Source organism: Negadavirga shengliensis (genome assembly GCF_042652345.1).
Taxonomy (GTDB): domain Bacteria; phylum Bacteroidota; class Bacteroidia; order Cytophagales; family Cyclobacteriaceae; genus Negadavirga; species Negadavirga shengliensis.
In genome coordinates, this window is the sequence record NZ_JBHSJJ010000002.1 from 114108 (window position 1) to 130498 (window position 16391).

Genomic DNA, 16391 nt, shown 5'->3' on the forward strand with positions numbered 1-16391 from the left:
AAAAACAATAAACATTATTATATTTAGCCTGTTAAAAGTCATATATTAGTTCTCTTAGTTGGATTCATGGGCAATGGATTATTCATCACTTGAAAAAAGGATTAAATGAAAAATATCGCTATCATCGGCGGGGGAGCCTGTGGGGTATCTGTTTTTATCGAATTATTTTTAAAAATCACCTCCATGGACCTGACCGGAAAAGTCAGCATCACCTGGTTCGAAAAAAACAAAGACCTGGGGTATGGCCTAGCTTTCGGAACCAGGGAAGAAGGCCATCTTCTGAATACACAGGCCGATTTAATGGGGATTTATGCCGATGAACCCGATCATTTTGCCGAGTGGCTGAAAGTCCATGGCGGCAAAAAACGCGAAGAAGTTAAAGGACAGGGATCCGAAGAAAATGCATATACGGCCCGCATCCTGTATGGACACTATCTGGCCGAACAGGCAAAGAAATACTTGAAAAAAAGCGAAAAAGTGGGCTTACGGGTCAATGCCATCCATGCAGAAATCATAGATTTTGACCATACTGCCGCAGGCTATATCCTTAAAGATCATGCGGGCAAGCAATATGAATGCGATTTCACCATTCTTTGTCTGGGCACTCCGAAACCCAATACCTATAAGGAGTTTCTAAAATATGAACTATACATTGATTTTCCCTGGCCCTCGGAACCGATTGTTAGAAAATTGGAGACGGACATAGGGCATGTCGGGGTTCTGGGATGCAGTTTAAGCGCCATTGATACCGTGATGACTTTGGAGGATCACGGTTATAAAGGCAAAATATTGCTTTTTTCTCCCGATGGCCTCATGCCCAGGGTCCAACCTGCCGGGCACAATGAGGTAGAAAGAAAGCATTTGACGATCAAAAACGTTCACCAGTATAAAAGAAAATTTCTCAAGAGAATCAATACCAAAGCACTTTTTAGAATGTACCGGAAGGATGTGGAACATAATCTTGGAAAAAAGGTGAACTGGAAATCCCTCAACCGGATCGGAAAGGACGCCTTCAAATTGTTGAAAAAGGATGTTGAGGAGGCCGGGACAGGTGGAGATGCCTTGATGAACTTGGCTTATTCACTTCGCTATGATGCTTCAAAGATCTGGATGGGCATGAGCACGGACGAAAAGGTAAAATTCATGAAGTGGCTTGGGCCGCACTGGGCCATCAACAGGCATGGCATGCCTTTGTACAACGCCAAACGGCTCCTTCACCTGATGGAAAACAACACGCTTAAGGTGGTGCCCTTCTTGCAAGAGGTAAAATATAACGGGCGGGAAGGAAAATTCTCCATCCGTTGCGCGGATAGGGAATACCAGGTTGATCTACTGATCAACGCCACGGGAAGCCCCTCCAAACTGGAAGAGATGAACACAGAGCTGGTAGGGAATATTCTAAAAAAGGACATCATAAAACCTTATCCGGCAGGTGGTGCTGTAGTGAATGAAAGGACCATGCAGCTTATGGCCAAAAACGCCGGCGATGGATTATTTGCCCTGGGGCATCTGGTCAATGGCCAATTGATGGATGTAAATGCCATTTGGTTCAATGTCAAAACGGTCAAATTATTAAGCCAGGAGGTGATCTTCAAAATCCAGCAGGATGCAGTTTCTTGAGTTTTACAAAAGCCTGCTCCCCTACCTGGCACTGATTCCGGTTGGAATATTCATAGGAAGGAAACACCTGATACCCAAAAGCTGGATTACGCGGCCCCTGCTCTTTTTTTTAATGCCTTGGTTGGTGATAAACCACTTCCAGGAAGCTGAAAGTGACTCCCTCTTGACCCTCGCTGCTATGGGATTTTCGCTGGCTATCCTGATGCTCATACCTGGAGGTTTGCTGAATAAGCATGTTGACAACACCTATAACCCCAATCTTATCAGAAGTTCTTTTTCTTTTTATAACGTGGCCTTCTTCGGCATCCCGACCGTTATCGCCATTTTCGGTGAGGACAGTGTGACCCATTTGATTTGCATCTATATCGGAACCGCCCTGTATGGCGACCTGATCGGATATTTCCAAGTGGCCAGAACCAATTCCACCGCAAGAGAGGCTTTCCACAAATTGTTAAAAGTCCCTTTTTTATATGCCTTTATCTCAGCGATTCTATTCCGTGTCAATGAGGTTGAAATACCTCCTATGGTAAAAGACCTCTCTGAAGTTTTTGGGGTGGTGGTTTCTGCCACAGGCATGCTGATCGTTGGAATGAACTGTGAAAAAGTGAATTTCAGAAAGTTGGACTGGAGTTTTATCCCGAAAATGCTTGGCACAAGACTGCTGTCGGGCGTCATTTTAGCAGGCGTTTTTCTTCTTTTGGAGAATACGTTTGTGGCATCCCTGGAGACCGAACAACAGCAAATGTTTGCCCTCCTCCCCCTCTTCCCCATCGCCGCCAATATAACGGTATTTGCAAGCTACCTTAATGCCAATGAAGAAGATTCGGCCATTTGGATATTGGCCTCAATGGGGCTTTCGTTGGTCCTTATCCCCTTGGCCATCGGCTTTTTTTAACCTAAGACCTATCCATATGATTTTTTAGAAAATGATATTTTTGTATACTTGTCAAAACATTCTTTACATCAACTCCTTTTTCTAACGAATAAAAATGAATCAAAACAAGATTATTGCAGTAACCGGAGCCACGGGCAAACAAGGTGGCGCAGTCGCTAAAAGTCTTTGGGAAGCAGGTTTTCAGGTGCGTGCCCTTACCCGCAACCCGGCAAGCCCGATGGCCGCAAAACTCAAGCAGCAAGGGATGGAAGTAATCCCAGCTGATATGGAAGATGTCGAATCACTTAAAAAATCGTTGGATGGGGCTTATGGTGTGTTTTCCGTACAAAACTATTGGGAGAAAGGTGTAGGATATGAGGGAGAAATCAGACAGGGGAAAAATCTGGTTGACGCCGCCAAATCCGCCGGCGTAGGTCATTTTGTCCAGGCTTCTGTTGCCGATGCCGAAAAGCCCGAAGGGGTCAAACATTGGGAATGCAAAGCCGTGCTGGAAGAATACATAAAAGAGAAACAATTACCCTTCACCTTTCTGGGAGAGACTTTTTTTATGGAAAATTTCATGGCCCCCAAAAACGGTAAAATGATTTTTCCCTTCCTTTCCGGAATTTTAAAGTCAAATACCCGCTTTCACATGGTCTCCGTAAAAGATATAGGCGCCGTCACTGCTGTCGTGTTCCAAGAACCGGAAAAGTACATCGGCAAAAAAGTCAACATCGCAGGCGACTGCTTGACCATTTCGGAAATGAAAGCGGTATATAATAAAGTGATGCCCAAAAAAGCGCCGGGCTATGCGATACCGGCATGGCTTTCCAATATCCTGAACCGGGAAATGGTCAAACAGGTTAAATGGAACAATGATCCTGGCTGGCAGTTTGATTTAAGCGAAACCAAGGCAGTTTATCCGCAGCTGACCAGTTTTGAAGATTTTCTCAAATCCCAATCGGCCTCATGACCATAATCCCTTGAATACCTCCCTTCCCTCCTATTGGCAAGAAACGGTCTTCCGGCGACCCTCGGATCTGATCATCATAGGGGCCGGTCTTACAGGGCTCTGCTGCGCTTTTCATTACCTGCAGCAGTATCCGGAAAATACCGTGACCATCCTGGAAAAAGGACCTTATCCATCCGGCGCTTCTGTCAAAAACGCGGGCTTTGCCTGTTTTGGTTCTGCCGGGGAGTTGCTCGCCGACATGGCCCATGAAGATAAAAACGCAGTGCTAAAAAGGGTGGAAAAACGGATAAAAGGCCTGGAGGGGTTACGCAATATTGTGCCGGATGATGCAATGGATTTCAGGGAAAAGGGAGGCTTTGAACTGTTTACGGATCAGGAAGCCTATCACCGGGTTTTCGGGCATTTATCTCACTTGAACGCATCGCTGGCCCGAACTACAGGTACGGACACAACCTTTGAGCCTGCCTCCATCAATGGCTATCAAGCTATTCTGTGCCGTAAGGAGGGCGTGCTGCATTCAGGCAAGCTCGTTAAAAAACTCATCCAAACCGTCCTGGAACTGGGGGCCAGGCTAATTACTGGAGCGGACGTTGTTTCTGTAACCTCCGGCAAGGTATACCTTAAAAATGAAACCACACCCTTGGTAACGGGGAATACAATCGTGGCGACAAACGGCTATACTTCTTCTTTGTTCCCCGACTCGAAAATAAAACCTGCGAGAGGTTATGTGTTGGTTACCCAGCCCCTTTCCAAGCTGCAATGGAGGCATTCTTTCCATTATTACAAAGGTTTTGTTTACTTCAGAAACGTGGGAAACCGGCTACTGATCGGCGGCGCAAGGCATCTGGACCCGATTACCGAAAACACTTCCCAGGACGGCATCAACCCAAGCATCAAATCCTGGCTCATGCATTTTGTAAACCACATTCTCAAAATCGAAGAAGGATGGCGCATTGACTACGAATGGACCGGGATCATGGGATTTGGTGAAAAAAAAGACCCATTGTCGGCGGAAATTGAAAAAAATGTATTCATTCTCGGAGGTTATTCCGGCATGGGGGTATCCATGGCTTTTGAATCGGCCAGGGAATTGGTTTCAAAAATAGGCAATTACCATGAACCGGATTGACGTCATGGGACCTGCTTAAACATATGGCTGCCCGCCCAATATCATATCACATGTATCATTTCCTGGGGTGGTTCATTTTTTTAGTAAAACATCGGAAATCCATGCTTTCGAGGATGTAGAACGGGCTGTCGGGTGGTTTATGGATTAATCTCCATGTATAAACGGGAAATTCATTAAAAGCAAGTTAAAGCCAAGTCTAAAGCAAGTTTGAAGCAGGTTACAAGCAAGAATACGCTATACTATATCCCTATAAAAGCCGGAGTCCATCTATAATACCCCATCCCCCAGGTAATCTCCTGACGATCCCCACAATAACTGTCCGAGAGCGTCTTAATCTCCATTTCTACCTGGAAAAAGTCAATCACTATTCCTGATCAACTCCCAAGCTTTCCTGCAACGTGAAAAACCGGTATCTTTTTGGGATGTAACTCCGTCTATAAATACAGGAACAACAATTCACTGCATCCAAAACCTTCGTCACAAAAAAGAGACTGTATTTAACCATTTAGAAAAGCAAAACGATTATATTAGAAGAGGATTTTTAGCTACTTTTCATAAAATATAACGCCATGAAAAAAATCGGAATTATCGGCAGTGGGAATGTGGGACAGGCCCTTGCCAATGGATTTAAGGAAAGCTGTTATCAGGTGATGGTGGGCACCCGGGAGGCGTCCAAGCTTGAAGGGCTGGCAGGAGTGGAGAAGGGAAGCGTGGCGGCAACCATAAAATTTGCGGACTTGTTGGTTTTGTGCGTAAAGGGCAGTGTCGCCATTGAGATCCTGCACGGGCATCCGGTTGATGGCAAGGTGATCATCGACACCACCAATCCCATTTCAGAACAACCACCTGAAAATGGGGTCCTGAAATTTTTCACCAAGGACGGTGAGTCACTGATCGGGCTGCTGCAAAAGGCATATCCCAATGCGCACTTTGTAAAAGCCTTCAACAGTGTGGGAAGTTCTTTGATGTACAAACCGGACTTTGGCGGTATCAAACCCACCATGTTTATCTGCGGAAACGAGGTCTCTGCCAAATCCCAGGTGGCCGGAATACTGGAAGCATTCGGCTGGGAAGTGGAAGACATGGGCGGCACTGAGGCGGGGGCATGCCTCGAAAATCTGTGCGTACTCTGGTGTATTCCCGGGTTCAGAGAAAACCGGTGGAACCATGCCTTTAAACTGTTGAAAACTTGAAGGCAGCCGTTTACCAAAAGTACGGTCCACCCGAAGTAGTTCAGGTAAAGGAAATCGAAAAGCCCGTTCCAAAGGATAACGAGGTGCTTATCAGGGTACATGCCTCCACCGTGAACCGCACCGATTGCGGGTTCAGGAGCGCCAACTATTTTGTATCACGGTTTTGGAGTGGCTTGTTCAGGCCCAACAACCAGGTATTGGGGAATGAATTCGCTGGGAAAGTTGAAGCTACAGGCAAAGCCGTGGCAACTTTCAATCCGGGAGATAAGGTTTTCGGCTATGACGATGCGAAGTTTGGTGCCCATGCGGAGTACATGGTGTTGGCTGAAAAAGACGCCATCACCACCATGCCCAAAAACCTGTCTTACGAAGAAGCCGCGCCCATCACAGAGGGGGCGCATTATGCCCTGTCCTATATCCGGGCCATTAAACTAAACAAGTACAAAGGAATACAAATGCTGATATATGGGGCAACCGGGGCCATCGGCTCCGCGGCGGTACAGCTTTGCAAATACTATGGTGCGGAAGTCACCGCCGTCTGCAATACCAAAAACCTGGAACTGGTACGGTCCCTGGGCGCAGATGAGGCGATCGACTATACCCGGCAGGACTTTACCAAAACCGGTAAAAAATTTGACGTGGTTTTCGATGCCGTGGGCAAGAGCTCGTTTGGTAAATGCAAACCTTTGTTAAAGAAAAAAGGGATCTATATGTCCACAGAACTGGGCCGAATGTCCCAAAATCCCTTTTTGGCCCTTTTCACCCCGCTACTTGGGGGTAAAAAAGTGCTTTTCCCTCTCCCCACCATCAGCAAGGAGGATGTCGTTTTCTTAAAGGACCTGGTAGAAAACAAACAGTTCAAACCGGTCATAGACAGGACCTATTTCCTGGAGGAAATCGTGGAAGCACACAAGTACGTGGAAACCGGCCAAAAGACGGGGAACGTGGTGATCACAATGGAATGAAGAAAGGTTTCACCTACCGGCCCGAGATATTCCTGAGATATATTCCATGCCACAGCCGCTGCATTATTATTTTATTTTACATCTTCTACCGTCGACTTCTGACCGGTTGTTTTCTTTTCAATAATTGTTATTTCGCCGGTTGTTTCTAGAATTACCATATCGATGTCATCCAGTCTCGATATGCCTTTTTGCCGGCCTGCACTGTAAATTTCCTCAACAGTTATCCTTTCTTTTTTCATAACATGATGAAGAAAATTGCCATTGTAAAAGATCAGCGACGGGCTGCTGGTTATTAACTTCTTGATGGTCTTTATTCTCACGGAAAGCCAAGTCAGCAAAAGCTGCAATCCGATAAATAAAGTGATAGCGGTTACACCATCGGCAAGGGAAATGTTTTTATTAAGCGCAATGCTGGCCAAACAAGACCCCAACGCGATCGTAACAATAAAATCAAAAGCATTCATTTTCGATAGCGTCCTTTTACCGGAGACCCTTAACAGCAATACCATAGCACAATATCCCAATGTGGTTAAGCAACCTGTCCTGATGATACTGTCCCAGCTGTCAAACCAAATATTTTCCATCCTTTTCTTTTAATTGAAACGGCACAACAATTCGCGCTGGCTATCCTATCCAGAAGGGGATGAACACCGCGCTACAGCCTGCAACCAATCAAAGTTAATAAAAAGCAGGTACGTGTCAAGCCACATGTCGCCAACTAACGCCCGTAAGCAGCGGGATCTTTTTTTTGTCAAACTCTCCATCAATCAGTTCCTTGTTCATCAAGGACATTGCCGCGGAAACTGATTGTCACCTAGCGCATAAGCTCCAGGAGCCGTTGTCCATTGAAAGGCCAATTTGGAGATAAATTTTTCCGTCATTTCACCACCCCATTCAACAGGAATTTCATAGGTTTATTTGAAACTGGCCTCGCAAAAAGTACTTTGACCGCTTCCCGTTGTTCCGTCTTCTACTTTTTATGTATCCTGTCCGATTTGCGTTGTCAAAGACCTTATATATAAAACCTGTGCGGAAGGAAACATTAGCCATACGAAAGTCTACCGAACGGAAATTTTATCTGGACAGAAAAGTGCCACGATTGGCGACTCCTTTCTTCCCGACTATACTCGGAAACAGGCAACTTGCACTATTCCGGCGCTGGTCATTTTACATGCCTGGTTTTCAACTATGCCGATCCGTATTGGGCTTTTATGCAGGAGGATCAAAAAGAGCAGGTTTCCTTGGCTTTTGCCTCCGGCCAGTTTACCGGAAATTATCATTTGGAGCTGAGCGGCCAAATCGGAATGATAGGTATGGCGCTCAAAGCTTCCTCTCTCTATAATTTTTTCGGTCTGAATATGGTATCTATGGTCAACAAACGGCTTGCGCTGGATGGTTTGTTGGGAGAGGCCGGCAACAAAATCCATCAGGAAATCAAAAGCGCTACGTCCACAGAGGCGAGAATCAAAATTTTGGAAGACTTTCTGTTAACTCATTCCGAAGCCGCAAAGAGAAATCTTTCCCTCATAGATGAAGCCATAGATTTTATAGATCATAAAAACGGGATGTTGACCATTGATGAAGTCTTGTCCCGGTTCAAATTCAGCCGAAGATACCTTGAAAAAAAATTCCGGGAGAAAGTAGGGATTTCACCAAAGTTGTACGCCAGGATCAAAAGATTTGGCTATCTGTCCAACAGGGTAGTCCATAATCAGGAGGTGGACTGGCAGGATATTGTATTTGAAAACGGCTTTCATGACCAGTCTCATTTGGTAAAAGATTATAAAGCTTTCAACCAAATGAACCCGTCGGAGTACTACCAAAAACACCGGGAACTGATCCGCTTTATGGACAAATAAATCCCGTACGCATTTTTACAAGTAAATGGGTTGCCCATTGGATAATTTTGATCATCGGATTTCAGGAAAAGATAATTGACAACCTTCTTTGGAATCTTGAATCAATTTTATCAAGTACAATTTTCAACTGGATTATGAAATCAAGCATGACAAAAGTGTCACACGTAGGGATGACTATCATCATGCGAGATTCCATAGCCTGCCCCGACTATCGGGGTGACCGCTAAAAATCAATTACAAACACATGAAAGAAGTAACATTAAAAAGCATCATCTACATTCCTTATCTCCTGTTTGGGGTAAGCCTTGCTTTTCATTGTCAGGATGTCAGCCAAACCAGGCAAGTTCTGACGGATCCAAATTCCTGGATCAGATCAACTATGAGCGGGAAAAACACGAGATCATGCAAGTGATCGCAAATGAATCTTCGGCATTCTGGAAAAAGGATTTTGAAGATTATGTCACCTATTGGGTTCATGAGGATTTTATCAGGACCATGGGATGGTGGGAAACAGGTGGCGTGACGGTGGTAGAAGGCTGGGAAGAAAGAAGTAAAAGGACCAAAAGCCATATGGAAAACAGCCCGGAAGAGAATCCAACGGCCACTGCCGTCAGGAGAGAAAACATCAACTTGCGGATTTACCGGGATGTGGCTTGACTGACCTTTGACCAATATGGAGAAGATACCGGCGACCCCACCATGGACATGCCTGGATTGAGCCGGGAAACAAGGATTTTGGAAAAACATAAGGGCCAATGGAAAATCGTTTACCTGGGCTGGTTGTTAGAAGGTTGAAAAACAAATAAAGAAACACAGATATCAAAAAAACAAAATTAATCGTATGAAAACTATCTCAAAATAAAAACAGGAAAGCCAGGAGGAAGCCGTCAGAAAAGGCGTTTGCCTGGAGTTTTTCTCTGCCTATCAAGACATGGAGCTTGACCGCATGATGGAGCTATGTGCCCCTCAGGGAAATGTCGCATTCGTACCGCTTGGCAGGGATTATGCAGGAAAGATACATGAAGTGGGCAAAGGTGTATGGGCTGCGCTGATGGATGCCTTCCCGGATTTAGGCAATACCGTCATTGACCAGCAATACGCTGATAAAGATGACGCGGTAACCTGCAAAGTGGATATCTTTGGTACCCAGGAGAAAGACTTTGCGGGATTGCCTTCCAAGGGAAAACGCTTCAGGTCCGAGCACATTTTTATATTCCGGTTTACTGACGAAGATAAGATAAAGGACATTCAGGTCGACTGGCGACATGACCGGTTTGTAAGTCAGTTATCCTAATCTTACTTGCTTATTGAACAAATTTTCTTCTGTCAACGGAACAAGATGATAGAATGAAGCCCTTCACGGGTTTTGAACCCGTGAAGGGCTTTTTTTCCCTTATACCAGGATCCAAATAATAACTTTGGTCCCGGGTTTCACCCGCCACATTTTTTTGTTTAAAACACCATCAAACAATTCACTATTCAATATCGATATCAATGGGACCTTTCAAGATATGCTTCTATTTCTTCCCTGGTAATATTCAGTTTTTTTGGATATTGGTCCATCCATTGGCGAAATTCATTTTTAATGGCATCGGACCAGCTTCCATGGACTTCCCCTGAAGGATATCTTCCCTGTTGAAGGAGAACCCTTTCGAATTCATCCCGAAGACCAGTCCATTCAGAACTGGCTACCAGTTCTTCCACCAGATAGGCTGGAATAAAGACCACACCATACTCATTCGCAAAAACCACGTCCCCCGGAAAAACGGTCACTTCACCTATCCTGATAGGGGCATTGATGCTGGTGGGCACAAGGTCTTTGATGGCTGAGGGGTGATGTCCTTTAACCCATGCATTGAATCCCTCGGTTTCCTTAAGTTCCTGCATATCCCGGATAGAGCCGTAAAAAACAACCCCTTTACCTGTTTTTCCGAATATGGCATTCCCTAAGCTGGAGCCGATTAATGTCCCGTCTTTTACCTTCCCGATACCATCAGCAACATAAATATCACCCTCGGTCAAAATATCTATTGGCCAGGTGTTGATCCCTCCTTTTTGAGGACGGCCCTCCACCTTACCCTGTTCCCTGATTAAACTGTCAAGATCCGGCCGGTATGGCATAAACTGTGCAGTAACCGCGCGACCCACCATTGTCTCACCTGGCTTGAGTACTATCCAGTCATTTTCGACCTGATTTCTAAACCCCCTGCGGTTCAAAAAACCCCAAATTTGCTCCAAGGTAGCATTTTCTAAACTCTGCAGGTACTGATCCGGTACCATCGGACGGCCATCAGGAAAACGCTCCCCTTTCCAATTGAATGTCAGGTGCTTTACATATTCCGGTGAAGATCCAATCTGTTGGGCCTTGGCAAAATAAATATTCGATAGAAGTGCCAGGAAAATAAAAATGTTTTTGTTCATATTTTGGGTTAGCAGTCGCTTTTATGTTTTGGGAAAATCGAATATTGAATGAATTGGGTATGTTTCAGTGATTATTTATTAAGCGGAATCCATGGATTTGAACCTCTTATGCCCTTGATTGCTGTTGCACGATTTCGGCCTCTCTCAACCCTTCCGAATGGGGCTGCAAGTTGAATTCCTTCACAATGTCTTTAATGTATATTTCAGGAGAGAGGGATTCAATAATTGTCCACTCCTCTTCATGGAAAATCGTGATTTTCACTTTTCTGCCGTATTTCTTCTCAATATCGCCGCATTCCTTTAAATACATAAAGGTGGGCAGAAAAACCTTTTCCATATTCACCTTTCCGCAATAAAAATTGGGATTCCAAATTCCCGTGGTCGCAACGGTTTCGCCATCGATATCGCAGACTTTTGAGTTGTTTTTGTTGGTACTGGAAGCCACAATACACTTGTTCTGCAATGCTTTCATGTTCAACTGTTTACCGCCATCAAATGCTGAAGGCCAAAAAATGATTTTTGCTCCCTGATCCCTAAGCATTTTCCATCCGTCTTCCCAGTTGATATCATAGCAAATCTGGATGCCAATCGGGCCAAATTCAGTTGGAATGACCGGCTGCTGCAATGCGCCGCAAACTATTCCGTCCTGTATATATCCGGTTGTTTCATGAATTTTTTTATAGTCGCCTATCCGGTTCCCCTTTCTGTCAAATACCACGGCGGTATTGTATATTCTCCCTTCAGAAGAGGTAAAAACAGGACAAATGGTATAACAATTCAATGTTTTTGAGAACTCAGAAAACTTTTTCAACACCTTCTCTGAAACAGCGGCTTTTTCTGCGAATGTGAGATTTTGCTCAACATTTGCGAACGGGAAAAATTCGGGCAAGCAGACAAAATCAGGCTGGTATTTTACTGCCTGTTTCAGCACCTCCTCAACCTTGCCTACCATCAATTCAGGCGTTTCGGCTTTGATTCCCATCTGTGATACACCGGCTATCCAAACCTCGCGGGGAGGTTTGACCTCATTTGTTCCAAATTCCGGTGGATTGGCAGACAATGAAGAAGGGATAAATGAAGCCATACCTGTGGTCAGGGCTGTTTTTTGAATAAAATCCCGACGGGAAATTTCATGGGTTTTCATAATCTAAGGGTTTAAAGGTCTGACATAATTTAGGATATAATTTTGAATTTTATGAATAGATTGATCTATAAATCAAAGGATTATAGCTTTCACTGGAAACACCAGTCCACCATTTCTCCCGGGATTTCTGCTAAAGGCAATATCTTCAGGTTGTCTGGCACTTCGCTTTTTGAATATACCGACGTCGGAAAATCCATTTCCTGTTCAATAAAGCTTTCTGAAGCGGATTCAAGAACATGGTCTTTTACATTCAACAATGCAACTTTTCTGGGGGAAATGCATCCTAACAGATCCGGTAAGTCATAGGCGGTTAATACCCCCGCGATTGTCGCACTGAAATCCATTTTATAAGGCAGCCCCGGACCTTTGTAGCCGGTCGGAATCATTCCCAGTTTATAAATCCTGTTCATGGCAACCGCCCTGTAGGATAGAGGTAGACCCGATAGTAATATACCCTTGATGGAAGGGTCAAATGCGGCCGCATGAATGAGTGGAATACCCATTTCATCGATCCCGATTGCCCCGATTTTTTCGGAATTCACATCGGGCAGTGCTTTCAGATAGGTCACCACCCTCAGTATGTCTCCTGCCTGTATCCCCACCACACTCCTTCCAATTAATGCCGCAGTATTTCCGGCATCTGCCGTCCCTTGCCTATTGGCAACCGTATTTTCCGTTTCCCCCACGCCCAGAACATCTGCTGCGGCCACCACATAACCTTTTTTCACCAGTCTCTCTATCTCCCCTCCCGGTTTTGCCTCTGTCACCTTTCCTTTTGGATGAAGGTATACAATCGCCGGATGTTTTTTGGGGTTTCCCTCAGGGACAAACAATAAAACAGGAATGGCATAATCCCCCTCTCCCATTATGGCATACTTGCCCACGGAATAACCTTCTCTCCTGTACTTTCCATTGATAAACGCCTCCACTGCTCCCGGGGCTGGAGCAATAAATCCCGACAGTTCCTTTGCCCTGACTTTCACCTGACCCAGGTGGTGATCCATATTTTTCCGGGATTTTTCAAGTTGCTCCACCAGTTTCTCCGTCTCTTTCCGGTTTACATCAAAAATCATGTCCCCCCCATAAGAGGTAAAAACCTGGCCTGTCGGCGTTACCCTTAGCTCTTCTTCCGAAAATACCTCACCTTCCATCTCGGCGGGGTCACCTGGTATGTTGAAATGTTTCATAAAGAAAGCGTATATGGCCAATCTTATTTTGGCTGTCATCCAGTGCTTGGAATCATCTTCAGCCATTTCTATATTATCTTCCAGTCCAAAGGCCTTATAAGCCGATTTTGCCTCTGAATAGGCTTCCCTGGCCCCCTGGAGGGTGAGGTATTCGTCCCGTGAGGTAAAGGTCAGTAAAGTGGGCTTTGGTGCCCTTACTTCCAGAAAATCCTCCAGGGTAATTCCTTCGGCGAGTCCACCGATAAAAGATGCCTCTGCATCCTGGATGCCTTTTGTTTCCAATTGCCGCCTGTTTGTGGTGGACCAACTGCATGGCACGGATACCTTTACCCTGTCGTCAAATGCAGCAATGTAGGAAGTTACCGTTCCTCCTCCCGAAAATCCGGTCACCCCTATCCTGTCCGGATCCACGTCGTTTCGGGATACCAGGTAATCAATGGCACGTATCCCTTCCCAAATAAAGTATTTGGCTGCTGAGACTCCAGATATGGCACACTGGTTTCCAAAATAGTTATGCTCCATCACGGTATACCCAATCGCAGAAAAATTAATATCCGGGTCAAAATATTGAAGGTGTTCCCCCTGTCCCGGAGGATCGATTGCCAATACAATCATTCCCTTCATGGCCAGATTATGGTTAATTACCTGGTATAAGGGGTTCCTGAATGCTTCCTGGTTATGGCCGATTACATTTAAAATAGCGGGAGCCTTTCCCTGCAGCCCTTCGGGAACATACAGGCAGCCAGTCACATAATACCCTGGAAAGGCTTCAAAAACAATTTTATCGATCCTGTAGCCCTGTCTCTTGATGGTTCCTGTGATCTGCGGCTTCAGGAGGGTCTTTTCGGGAAAAGTACCTGCCAACTCGTCCAGTTTATCCCTCACCGTACGCTGCCTGTTCATCCAATCGCTTTTGGTCCTCAGCTCAGCTATCTCCCTGTCCCTTTTCTCATAAAGGTCTCTTGCCTGCTTTGTCAGGTGATGGATCAGCAGACTGCCGGGGTTGTTCCACCTTATCCACTGCTGGAAAACATCAAGGTTTTCTTCCTCAGGGACCAGATCAAGGTGGGTGTTTATGGGCAAAACCTTCTCCTGCGCAAAGAGCGTCTGGGCTGTAAAACACACACAAAAAAACAGCATATAAAGTTGATATTTCCCCATATTTTTTTGGTTTTATGCTTGCATTGCTTTTTGGTGCCTGGAATGACTCTGCGCTCCCGGATTGCTAAATCATAAATTTAAAATTCTTTTCGCATTGCCAGACCGCAGCATTTCCTTGGTGGGTTCATCTGCTTCCGCTTCGCTCAAGGATTCAATACGCAGCCTTCCTGTGAGATAATCCAGTATAGGTGAATGGCTTCCAAATGCAAACCGGTTATTTCCAAACCTTTTTAACAACTCATATAAATTATCTTCCCCCCTGATCTGTCTACCCGAGGTATCAAATAAGACATCGGCTCTCTTGATCACATCCATATCTTCCGGATCCAATTGAATACTATTGGCGATATTGAGTATTAAGTATCTTGCGTCGGGCACTTCCTTTATAATGGGCATAATATTTCTGACTGCCCATTCCCTGGTGATGATATCAAACTTTACAGCTGCATTTCCTTCAAAGACCGGAATGTCCATCCAGGACCGCTGCCTGCTGTCCACCATCCGGATATCCAATGCAACCGGCAGACCCCAGTCCCTCGCGCGTTTTACCAGTTCAACAAACGAAGGGTGGTTTATTTCATAATCGTGGTACTGTGGAAATAAGCGAAGTCCCTTCATCCCCATTTTGGTGATGCAAATTTCAAAATCCTGTCTCCACCCTGCGTAAATGGGGTTAATGATTGCAAAAGGTATAAAACGCTCTTTAAACTCACTGACCGACTTGATCTCCTCATACAATTCTTCATTGGCGGACTGTGTATTCTTATAAAAAATCCCATTTAAATTACTGATAACCGATACATCTACTCCAAACCTGTTCATCCTTTCGAGAAGCAGTCTACAGGTATTGTGCTTCAACTGCTTAAATGGCCAGTGACCGACATAAGCATTAATATCCACCAACATGTCGGCCTCCTTTGCTTAATACACGGTTATAATTTTCAAAAAAGATTTTCTTCTTTTGTGCTTCCGTTGCACTGGATGCCAAAATCTTCCCCACATTCGCCTCATAACAACTGTCCGTTCCAAAAAAAATCCTGTCCTCACCAAGTTCCCTAATGGCAAAGTCAATCATATTTTCCTCATTATTGCTCCCACTGGTATCCACATAAATATTCGGATAATCTCTAAAGGATTTGCATATATATTCCCAGTCACCGCCCCCGCCTATATGGGCAAAATGGAATGTTGTTTGGGGGTATCTTTTGGCAGCATCCACCATGTCCTCCGGTAGGGTAGTATTGGGTAATATGCCGATATCATATTTCATCCGGTATCCTGCCATACCCAATTGGCAGAATCCATGCATAAAAACCACCATATTAAGGTCAGTAAGTTTTTCAATAATCGGGTAATATAAAGGGTCATTGATTTTGACTTGGGTGTAACCCTTATAACCGGCCATTCCCAGATCAACGCAGCGATTTAATTCTTCAAGGGATTCTTTCCTGTAAAGGGGATTCAGGGTAAAAAAACCAATCACCCGATCAGGGTACCGCTTCATGGCATTGAATACCGTATCGTTGTTCTTTCTGACTTGGTCAGGCCCTTCAGGATCGGTACCTGAAAAATTGGTCACGGGCTTCGAAATCTGCATCTTACCGATACCCAGCTGGTCGGCAAGTTCCATTTGTTTATCTAAATCCGCTTGGGGATGACAATGCGCATCAAACTTCGGGTATTTCATCACCTCCTTCATGATATCAAAGGAAGAAATTTCCGGTTCCCAACTCTGGGAATCGTCCGTGATCTTGCCGCCTAACATGATACCTGCCGCTGAGAGAGAGGTATCTTTAAAAAATCTTCTCCGGTTGATCTTTTTTGACATTCGCTTAATCCTTTTAGTTTTCCTTGTAATCCAGATC

The 16391-nt window shown here is 44.9% G+C and carries 15 protein-coding genes; 9 read left to right on the forward strand and 6 right to left on the reverse strand.

The features are described from left to right. Positions 1-105: 105 nt before the first annotated feature. The 6 genes from ACFPFU_RS03540 to ACFPFU_RS03565 all read left to right on the forward strand — a co-directional run bounded on the left by ACFPFU_RS03540 (position 106) and on the right by ACFPFU_RS03565 (position 6754). Positions 106-1620: an FAD/NAD(P)-binding protein gene (locus tag ACFPFU_RS03540; RefSeq protein ID WP_377061577.1), complete on the forward strand. Its 1515-nt coding sequence runs from the start codon at positions 106-108 to the stop codon at positions 1618-1620. Next, the gene (locus tag ACFPFU_RS03545; RefSeq protein ID WP_377061579.1) at positions 1607-2515 is read left to right on the forward strand and encodes an AEC family transporter; all 909 of its coding nucleotides are present in this window, start codon (positions 1607-1609) and stop codon (positions 2513-2515) included. The genes ACFPFU_RS03540 and ACFPFU_RS03545 overlap by 14 nt, the downstream gene beginning before the upstream one ends. A gap of 94 nt (positions 2516-2609) precedes the next feature. After that, positions 2610-3467, forward strand: a complete 858-nt coding sequence (locus ACFPFU_RS03550; protein WP_377061581.1) for an NmrA/HSCARG family protein — start codon at positions 2610-2612, stop codon at positions 3465-3467. 10 nt (positions 3468-3477) lie between these two features. Then, positions 3478-4596 (forward strand): NAD(P)/FAD-dependent oxidoreductase, encoded by a 1119-nt coding sequence (locus ACFPFU_RS03555; protein ID WP_377061583.1) that lies wholly within the window; start codon positions 3478-3480, stop codon positions 4594-4596. A 569-nt stretch (positions 4597-5165) separates the two neighbouring features. Next, positions 5166-5789, forward strand: a complete 624-nt coding sequence (locus tag ACFPFU_RS03560; RefSeq protein WP_377061585.1) for an NADPH-dependent F420 reductase — start codon at positions 5166-5168, stop codon at positions 5787-5789. Further along, the gene (locus ACFPFU_RS03565) at positions 5786-6754 is read left to right on the forward strand and encodes an NAD(P)-dependent alcohol dehydrogenase (protein ID WP_377061587.1); all 969 of its coding nucleotides are present in this window, start codon (positions 5786-5788) and stop codon (positions 6752-6754) included. Before ACFPFU_RS03560 ends, ACFPFU_RS03565 begins: the two co-directional genes overlap by 4 nt. 71 nt (positions 6755-6825) lie before the next feature. On the opposite strand, the gene ACFPFU_RS03570 is transcribed toward ACFPFU_RS03565, so the two are convergent. Further along, positions 6826-7338: a DUF421 domain-containing protein gene (locus ACFPFU_RS03570; protein ID WP_377061589.1), complete on the reverse strand. Its 513-nt coding sequence runs from the start codon at positions 7336-7338 to the stop codon at positions 6826-6828. Positions 7339-7896: 558 nt separating this feature from the next. Between ACFPFU_RS03570 and ACFPFU_RS03575 the strand changes: the two genes are divergently transcribed. From ACFPFU_RS03575 to ACFPFU_RS03585, 3 genes are all read left to right on the forward strand, one after another. Beyond that, complete coding sequence (locus tag ACFPFU_RS03575) at positions 7897-8613, forward strand: helix-turn-helix domain-containing protein (protein WP_377061591.1); 717 nt, start codon at positions 7897-7899, stop codon at positions 8611-8613. Between the two features lie 402 nt (positions 8614-9015). Then, positions 9016-9270, forward strand: a complete 255-nt coding sequence (locus ACFPFU_RS03580; RefSeq protein WP_377061593.1) for a hypothetical protein — start codon at positions 9016-9018, stop codon at positions 9268-9270. Positions 9271-9517: 247 nt separating this feature from the next. After that, a complete protein-coding gene (locus tag ACFPFU_RS03585) occupies positions 9518-9907 on the forward strand; it encodes an ester cyclase (protein ID WP_377062229.1) in 390 nt (129 codons plus the stop codon). A gap of 197 nt (positions 9908-10104) precedes the next feature. Here the strand turns inward: ACFPFU_RS03585 and ACFPFU_RS03590 are convergent, their stop codons facing one another. From ACFPFU_RS03590 to ACFPFU_RS03610, 5 genes are all read right to left on the reverse strand, one after another. Beyond that, a complete protein-coding gene (locus ACFPFU_RS03590) occupies positions 10105-11034 on the reverse strand; it encodes an RraA family protein (protein ID WP_377061595.1) in 930 nt (309 codons plus the stop codon). A gap of 106 nt (positions 11035-11140) precedes the next feature. Then, complete coding sequence (locus tag ACFPFU_RS03595) at positions 11141-12178, reverse strand: carbon-nitrogen hydrolase family protein (RefSeq protein WP_377061597.1); 1038 nt, start codon at positions 12176-12178, stop codon at positions 11141-11143. Positions 12179-12267: 89 nt separating this feature from the next. Further along, positions 12268-14526 carry an alpha/beta hydrolase gene (locus tag ACFPFU_RS03600; RefSeq protein ID WP_377061599.1) on the reverse strand — a complete coding sequence of 753 codons (2259 nt, stop codon included), beginning with the start codon at positions 14524-14526 and terminating at the stop codon, positions 12268-12270. A gap of 69 nt (positions 14527-14595) precedes the next feature. Further along, positions 14596-15432, reverse strand: coding sequence for an amidohydrolase family protein (locus ACFPFU_RS03605; RefSeq protein WP_377061601.1), 837 nt, complete (start codon positions 15430-15432; stop codon positions 14596-14598). Further along, positions 15416-16354 carry an amidohydrolase family protein gene (locus tag ACFPFU_RS03610; RefSeq protein WP_377061603.1) on the reverse strand — a complete coding sequence of 313 codons (939 nt, stop codon included), beginning with the start codon at positions 16352-16354 and terminating at the stop codon, positions 15416-15418. Before ACFPFU_RS03610 ends, ACFPFU_RS03605 begins: the two co-directional genes overlap by 17 nt. Between the last annotated feature and the right edge of the window lie 37 nt (positions 16355-16391).